The sequence below is a fragment of the Gordonibacter sp. genome, assembly GCF_036667095.1.
In the GTDB taxonomy this organism is placed as follows: Bacteria; Actinomycetota; Coriobacteriia; order Coriobacteriales; family Eggerthellaceae; genus Gordonibacter.
The window spans coordinates 61,093-68,820 of sequence record NZ_JAVWUP010000002.1 but is presented as its reverse complement, the minus strand read 5'-3'; the positions used below and the strand labels follow the sequence as shown (position 1 = coordinate 68,820).

The window sequence follows — 7,728 nt, the reverse complement described above, 5'->3', positions numbered from 1 at the left end:
ACCTGCCTGCCGTGATCGGCGTGCACGTCCTTTCCCGGACGGGTTTCTTTCCGACCGTCGCTCTTTGGATTATGGGGTCTATGGCCTCCTTCATCGTAGTCTTCTTGCAGAACCTGATGGTCAAGGGTGCGTGGGGTGCCCCCACCGCGCTGAGCGATCTTGCTCAGACGGGCTGCTTGGTCGCGCTTGCTGTTTTGCTGGTGCTGGTCGCGTACCGTTGCCTGCGCACGCCGTTTCGTGTTTTGGTCCAGCAAGGGCGAAAGAACTGGATGTTTCTCTGCCTGCCGGTGGCCTTGGTCTTCCTGTTGCTTTCCTATTTCAAGAACAGCACTGCTAGCCTGACGATGGCGGTGCTGGTATTCCTCACTGCTGCATCCGTCTTTCTGATCGTGGTGCGCGTGCTGGTGGTGTCGGCGGCAGCTTGGTCTGCCGGACAGGAAAAGCGCGCCGTAGCGGCGCAGCTGGAAATCCAGCGTCGCGAATACGAGGATGTCCTTGTAAGGATGGAGAAGGGGCGCGTCTACCGGCACGACATGCGGCATCATCTCATGGTATTGGAGGGACTTGCAGGTGAGGAGAGCGGCCCGGAGATGGTGCGCTACCTCGACGGACTCGGCGCGCGGCTCTGCGAGACGGAGCGGTATTCCTATTGCGAGAACAGTGCCGTAAACGCCGTGCTGTCCTCCTTGCTCGGCCAAGCGAAGGAGGAGGGGTGCGCGGTGCGGACAGACGTGCGCATACCCGCTGCTATCCCCTTTGACGTTCTGGACGTGTGCGCCCTGTTGTCCAATGCGCTGGAGAACGCCCTTCGCGCCTGTCGGGGTATTCACGCTGATCGCTGGATCGAGGTTTCGGCTGTCATGGAGGGCGGCTGGAGCCTGCGCATTTGCGTCGGGAACTCCTGCAGCGAGCTGCTTCGCTTCGGCTCTGACGGGCTTCCCCTCGCGCCGCAGCAGGAAGGGCGGGGAATCGGACTTAAAAGCATCGAGGCAATTGCGAAGAGGCACCACGGCCTGCTCCGTTGTTCGTGTGAAGAGGGGACGTTTCGGTTGCACGCCGTGCTCTTCGATGCGCCGAAGGCCGTTTGCCCTCGAAAGGCGATCCCGTTTTCTCGCCGTGCGGTACAGGGCGCTCAGGTTCTCGTCGGTGCATGTTTCTTTGCGCTCGTCTGTTTGCCGACGGCGGCGTGGGCTTTGGGAGGGACGCCAGAATGGGGCCTGTTTTCGGATGTCTTCAACCGCAGGACTGAGAGCATCCAGTGGGGCGATACCGCGTTTTATGCCGACGTGCCTCGTGTGGAAAAGGCCGGCTTTTTACAGGCGGGAACGTCTGGTGTAGCATCTGATCTCGATCTTCCCGAATGCGCCGGAGCCTCGGACGGGGTCGCAGATGCCCCGCAGAAAGAGTCGCCGACACCCTCGATCGATCCTCCTGCTTCCGGTACGATCTCGTGGGAAAGCGGCAGCGAGGGAGAAGGGGACGCTTCGGCGCCAATTGCTCCGGTGGTGCCCAAGCCGCCCGACGGGGCAAGCGAGGGCGAGGTGCCGAACATTTCCGAGGGAATCGACGACATCAATCGGCAAATGGAGGAGTACGTCGAGTCGATGAGGAGCGAGTTCCTTTGGTATGCGGCGCGCAAATACCAAGGATACGTGGGAATGGATGTGACCTACGTCGTTACGCGCAACGACGAATCGCTTCTGTCCATCAGATTTGACGCAACGCTCAACGCGGGCGGTTCGGGCCAGTACTGCCGCACGTTCACGCTGGACAAGCGTACGGGATCGGTTCTGAAGCTCGGCAACCTGTTCCGCGATGGAAGCGACTACGTGGGCGTGATCAGCGGCGACGTGCTCCGGCAGATGACGGAGCAGGTGAATGCCGGCATCGCGGACTACTTCATTCCCGGTGGCATATGGTCGCCGGATGAATGTTTCACGAAAATAGACACCGATCAGGAGTTTTATCTTGATGGCGACAATCACCTGGTGATCGTGTTTGAGGAATATGCGGTGGCGCCGGGCAAAGAGGGCATGCCCGAGTTCACGGTGGGCGACGATTTGTTGGCCGGCATGCTGCGCTCCACGTCATTGGTGAGGTAGTGCGCCTCTAGGTTTCTTGGGCTAGGATAGCCAATAATCCTCCCAGGCCTGCTTGACGGCGAGGCGGTGCATGCGGGTTATCGGCACGGCTTCCCCGTCGAACAGCATCGCGCTGGATTTTTGAACGGACGTGACGTAGGCAACGTTGACGGCAAACGAGGCTGAGGTCAACACAAAGCGCCGATCATCAAGTAAAGGTACGATGGCTTCGGCAAACGACGAGCGCAGCGATACGGAAAAGATATCGCTGCCGTCGGCGAGGTGATAGCGCACTTGACGCTGCCTCAGTTCAACCGAGGCAACCTCGCGTACGAGCATGCGGCGGATGCCGCCCTTTGTTCTGACGCAATGCGCCCCCTCGTCCTTCTCTCGAAACCGGGCTAAGGCCTCATCAAGCAGAGGAACCATATCCTTATCGGTCACCGGTTTGAGCAGGTAATGGAAGGCGTGTACTTTGTAGGAGTCCACGGCGAACGCGGGCGAGACGGTCACGTAGGCTATCTGTGCCACATGATCGTGGGTACGCAGCTTCAATCCTAGCTCGATGCCATTCATATGCGGCATGACGGCATCGAGCAGGTACAGGTCGAAAGGACCGTTGCTCCGCACCGCATCGAGCAGTTCTTCGCCTGAGGGGAAGGTTTCCAGGAGCAGCTGCGCATCCAGATGCGTGTTTTGGTATTGCCTGATAATTGCGGCGATCGACCGCAAGTCGTTGGCATCGTCGTCGCATAACGCGATACGCGGCATGGGTGGTCTCCTTTATCGGGACGAGCATGGTGCGTCCGGTTTTCAAGGGAAGCGGGATTTGCGCAAAAAGCGACCATATTCTCGCATAGCTTCCCAGCGGAAATGAACTGCGACAAAATAATACAACGCGGGATGATCGTCAAGGGTTATGCGGGGGTAATCGAGCAGGGAAATTTTGCATGACAGAAGTAGACAGAAGCAAACAGAAGCAAGCTGAAATAGTACTTCGCGCTCAAGTCTAGGTAACGCAACGAGCACATGATTGGGCTCATGATTGACGCGGTTGCGGTGAGGTCTGAAGATGATTTGAGAGTTTGCTGAGAAAAGGACGATAGAGAGGGCTTCCATGAAACAAAAGGATTCGGAGGTCGAATGGGAGGAAGGTGCCGTGTCTGCCGACGCCGCGCCTCCTGATACTGCGTCTGACGATGCCGTGCCTCCCAACACCGTGCCTCCCAACACCATGCCCACCAACACCATGCCCACCGACGTCGCGTCTGACGACACCATGCCCGTCGGTCGGGGCGCATTTGCGACGGCTGCACGGAGGGCACTGCTCCGCATCCGTGCCGGCTTGACGCAGGATCGCCTGCTTGCCGCCTTCTGTGTTGCGACGGTACTGGTCTTGGCTGCACCGTGGGTGCAGGTTCCCGTCACGCAGCTTGTTGGCAGGAACGTTGCCTATTCGGTGCCCGATCTGCTCGCAACTGGTCAGGTCGTTGTCGACCGCGCTCAGACCCTCCAGGATTTGGCAGACGATGCGCGCCAAGTTGCCCGTAGAGCAGCGGATATCGTCGAGCGTGCGCAGAGTGTTGCGGAGCGTATTTCGAATCTGCCGGAGGGGAGGGGTTGAAATGGACATCGAGGCTGTTAAGACCTTGGTAACGCTGGCGCAAGTGCTGTGGTATGTTTTGGCGGCGCTTCTGGTTGTGGCCGCCGTTGCACTACTGGCTCATGCAAAAGTGCGCTATGTCCTGGTGACAGTCGCTTTTTCATGTGCTGCGATCCTGTCGTTTACCTGGATCGTCGCGGTGCGGGCTGCCGACTCCTTCGCTCTTGGCGGCATGGTTGATGCGGTAGGCCCCTGGATTGTGCTGGTGGTCGCTCGCGTTGTCGAGCCGACGGTGTGGCCTTGGGTCGCGCTTGCTTGCTCCATCTGCGGTATCGTGTTCGGCGTGCGCAACGCCCGTCGCTTGAAAAGGCAGCAGGCGACTGTGGCTGAATGATCACCGCGGGCGAAGTGCCTTATGCCGCAGCCGATGGCTCTTGGTGCGGCCGATCGGACACGTCCTGTTTTTGGAATTGGCCTATACTCCGCGTAATTGTGCGCGGGGAACGTATTGGTGCAGCTTGGGAAGCAGTGCTTCGAGCTCGGCGGGTTCATAGGCGTGCAGCATGCCTGGGCCTGTCAGTACGGAGTCGGCATCGACGAAACTTTGTAGGTACCATGCGGCAGCGCCTTCGATCCAGCGAGCCAAGGCCACCAGGTCGCTGGGAGCGTGTAACTCGCGCACCACTGTGGTGCGGAATTCGTAGGGCAGATGCCCGCCCCTCAAGAAGTCGATTGAATCTTGCACGGATGCAAGATCGATGCCGGTAACGCCAGCGGTTTCGCCGTAGCGTTCGCGGGTGTTCTTTATGTCCATAGCCACGTAGTCCACCAGTTCTGCTTCCACCATCTCGCGTAGGCGATCGGGGAAGCTGCCGTTGGTGTCCAGCTTCACCGCAAACCCCTTCTGCTTGATACGTGCGCAGAAATCGGCCAGGTCGGGCTGTAGCAACGGTTCGCCTCCGGTGATGCACACGCCATCGAGCAATCCGTGTCGCTTATCCAAGAAGGCGAAGAATTCATCGACTGAAACATCGTCGCTCGTGTCGCCCCCAACCACCAACTCGGCGTTGTGGCAGAACGGGCAGCGAAAATTGCATCCGGGCAGGAAGACCGTGGCTGCGGTGCGGCCGGGATAGTCTAACAACGTGAGTTTCTGCAAGCCTGCGATTCTCATGATGGTCTTCCTGGTGGTCGATGTCGGACTGAATTCAGATGGGCAGCGAAAGGTGCTTTCAAGACTCCAGTATAATCCGATATCTTTCACCTGAGCGGAAAACTCGAGGATTGTGCGTCGTCGAGCCCCTTCAATGCAAGGGATCGCTTCTGGATAGCCTATGCAGGCAAAACAAGCCGGCCCTGTGATAGTCAGGTCGGCTTGTTTTGCAAGTAATGGGTTCCTGGGGAATTCGAGCTCAGTGTTAGTTCTTAGCTTACTGCCCCCACACGATAGGCCTGTTTGAAGCCCATGTTGCCCGTTTCTGACACGAACGCAAGATTCGAGCTGCTCAAAGCCTCGTCGGATACGACGAACAGCATTTTGAACGTGAACGTCTCGCCGGGATCGAGCGTCTCGAAGTACATATAAGAATCCCAGACCGGGCCGTCATGGTTGCTGCGCCACATAACCTCGGTGAGGCTTTGGTAGGTGGTGGCGACGGTACCGTTGTCCTCTTCGCCCAATGCTACGAAGTAGCCGCTTGCCACCTGCGCATCTACCTGTTGGTCTGACGTGTTCGTGACCGTTTTCGATACCAAGACGTAAGAGTACCCGGGCGTCAGGGTTCCGTCGGCATCAATGCTGTAGCCGTTGCGAGCAAGCCACTCGTCGCTTGTTTTGCCTTCGGGGTAAAGGTTCGGGATGTCCGCGGCTCTCATGCCTTGGGGTAGCGCATCAAAGCGCTCGATGTTGGTGATGGCGCTTGTCAGCGCAGCCGACGCAGGTTCGCGGTTCGCGTTGACGCCAGAGTATTCCATCGTGTACGTCGTCCCCAGATCGGAGATAGCACTCGTTTCCAAATCGGGTCCCGGCACAGTTCCAGGTTCGTAGGTGGGCACGTCCGCGATCGGCTCGATGACCAGGGGTTCAGTGAGTGGCTTCTCGAGCGTCGGGTAGGACGCCTCTCCGCAGGGGAAAGACTCGCCGTTCTGCTCGGCGATGGTGCCGTAGAGCGTGTGTATGGTGGTGATGCCGTTCGCGTAGTCGTTCTGGATGTCCTCGTCGCTCTTCGCGGACAAGTCAACAATTTCGGGCACCAATTGCAAGGTGGAGCTCCCGCCGTTTTCGGCAGGGACGATGTTCGCCCGTACGTCGGCGGCAGTGAGTTCGATTATCTTGGTCGAGTTGGTGCCGTCGGTCTTTTCGACCGTGATGGTGAGTTTTGCTCCGTCGAATGCGTCAACCATGCTGTCGAGCGTGGCTCCGGTCTGATTGGTCCATAAGCCGAAGCAGTAGTCGGAAAGGCGCGAGCCTGCCTGGTCGTTTACCGCCATGTCGACGGTGGAGCCCAGACGTTGGTAGTATTTCGCGGCGACTAGCTTGTCGGGGTCGTTGCGGTCTTTGCCGTCGTCACCCAGATCAGCATGCACCAAGTCGTATGAGGCAAGCGGGCCTTCTTCGCCAATCTTCGTTTGTTTCCAGGTAAGAATGTCCGCCCAGCGCTCAGGGTCGCTCGATTTCACGAACTCGTCCCTGGTATAGCGGTACAGCTCACCGCGGTCGATGTTCGCCTGGATGCGCACGATGTCGGAGCCTTCGATGCGCAGCTGGCATCCCACGTAGGTGCCCACCTGCTGTTGGTATTGCCCCGCGGACATCATCTGCAGGTCGTCCACGTCGAATATGATGGTGCCGTTTGCACCCATGCTCAAAATGGTATCGGTCGATGCCCCGTAAGCCTGCACGGAGAAGTCGAAGGGAGCCGTTTTTTTGCCGAGCCCGGGCAGGGCCAGGGAAAGTCCCACCGTCAAGGCGAGCACGGCAAGGCAGGCGGCAACGGCGTAGCCTTTGAATCGAGAGCGCTTGATAGAGAAGGAGCGCGGTGTTGCCGAAGCGGCTCGGGAGGAGACGCGGGGCTTTGCGTCGGCGCTCGAGTGTTCATAGTCCGTCGCGCTGGCGTTTGCTTGCGTGCGCGCTTGTTGAAGGACCTTGTCGGGTAGATGGTCAGGCGCCTTGGCTTCGCGCATCATTGATTGGTAGCGGTTCAGCGGGTCGTTGGTCATGAGAAGCCTCCTTTCGAAGAGGGATAAGGGGACGGGAAGCATGCGACGTTTGCGGCTGCCCGCGTGGGGATGCTTGCTGCAGGCGCGGCGCCAGATGAGGGTCGTCCTTTTCCGCTTCCGAGGGACTGCTTGTGCTTTCCATTAAATCTTTGATGCGGGCGCGGGCACGGAACAGCCAGGTGCGTGCCGTGGCGGGACGGCAATCCATGATGCGTGCTATGTCTTCGGTCGAGTAGCCCTCGACATAGTGCAGGTGCACGGCTTCGCGCTGCTGATCGGGCAGCTGTCCCACGGCATCCCAGACGGCGGCATCTTCGGCGTTGCGCGCCGGGGTGTCGGGAGTGTCCCATGCGGGGTCGAATGCCACGGTGCGCCGCTTCCATCCCGATCGTGCCAGGTCATGGCAGCGATTTGCCGTCACCCGCAGAAGCCATGCTTTCAAATGCTCGTTGCTTTGGAACGCCGTTTCGCTGTTGAACAGACGCAGAAACACGTCTTGGTACACGTCCTCGGCATCGGTGCGCGAATGCGTTTGACTGAGCGCAAGACGGTAAACCGCATCGCCCCAGTCGGCCATGGCGCGTTTGAGAAACGCCTCGGATCTTGGTTGATCACTTTGGTGTGCCATAGCTCACCTCCTCGACCTAGCATACGATTGAGCGTACGCTAATGTTTCGGAGGATGGGAAAGTTTTGCAGAAAAGAACGCCGCACCCTCAAAAGAGCTGAGGAAGCGGCGGAAGGCTCGCTGTTCTCGACGCCGCGTTTTCTGTATGCTTTGTGCGACATAGCGCATTGAATTAACAGCCCTCATCAACCGACCAAG

General features: G+C 58.9%; 7 protein-coding genes. 3 read left to right on the top strand and 4 right to left on the bottom strand.

The features are described from left to right. Positions 1-2,102, top strand: a 2,102-nt coding sequence (locus RR842_RS00590) for a GHKL domain-containing protein (protein ID WP_332728799.1), incomplete at its 5' end; no start/stop codon positions are given. Between the two features lie 21 nt (positions 2,103-2,123). On the opposite strand, the gene RR842_RS00585 is transcribed toward RR842_RS00590, so the two are convergent. Next, on the bottom strand, positions 2,124-2,852 hold the full coding sequence (locus RR842_RS00585) for a LytTR family DNA-binding domain-containing protein (protein WP_332521731.1): 729 nt from the start codon (positions 2,850-2,852) through the stop codon (positions 2,124-2,126). Between the two features lie 346 nt (positions 2,853-3,198). On the opposite strand from RR842_RS00585, the gene RR842_RS00580 reads away from it, so the two are divergent. Both RR842_RS00580 and RR842_RS00575 read left to right on the top strand, forming a co-directional pair. Next, positions 3,199-3,705 (top strand): hypothetical protein, encoded by a 507-nt coding sequence (locus RR842_RS00580; protein ID WP_332728798.1) that lies wholly within the window; start codon positions 3,199-3,201, stop codon positions 3,703-3,705. A 1-nt stretch (position 3,706) separates the two neighbouring features. Beyond that, entirely contained in the window at positions 3,707-4,078 is a 372-nt protein-coding gene (locus RR842_RS00575) for a hypothetical protein (protein WP_332728797.1), read from the top strand. An 81-nt stretch (positions 4,079-4,159) separates the two neighbouring features. Here the strand turns inward: RR842_RS00575 and RR842_RS00570 are convergent, their stop codons facing one another. From RR842_RS00570 to RR842_RS00560, 3 genes are all read right to left on the bottom strand, one after another. After that, a complete protein-coding gene (locus tag RR842_RS00570) occupies positions 4,160-4,858 on the bottom strand; it encodes an anaerobic ribonucleoside-triphosphate reductase activating protein (protein ID WP_332728796.1) in 699 nt (232 codons plus the stop codon). 251 nt (positions 4,859-5,109) lie between these two features. Continuing rightward, a complete protein-coding gene (locus RR842_RS00565) occupies positions 5,110-6,903 on the bottom strand; it encodes a hypothetical protein (RefSeq protein WP_332728795.1) in 1,794 nt (597 codons plus the stop codon). After that, positions 6,845-7,531, bottom strand: coding sequence for an RNA polymerase sigma factor (locus RR842_RS00560; RefSeq protein ID WP_332514620.1), 687 nt, complete (start codon positions 7,529-7,531; stop codon positions 6,845-6,847). Before RR842_RS00560 ends, RR842_RS00565 begins: the two co-directional genes overlap by 59 nt. Positions 7,532-7,728: the final 197 nt, after the last annotated feature.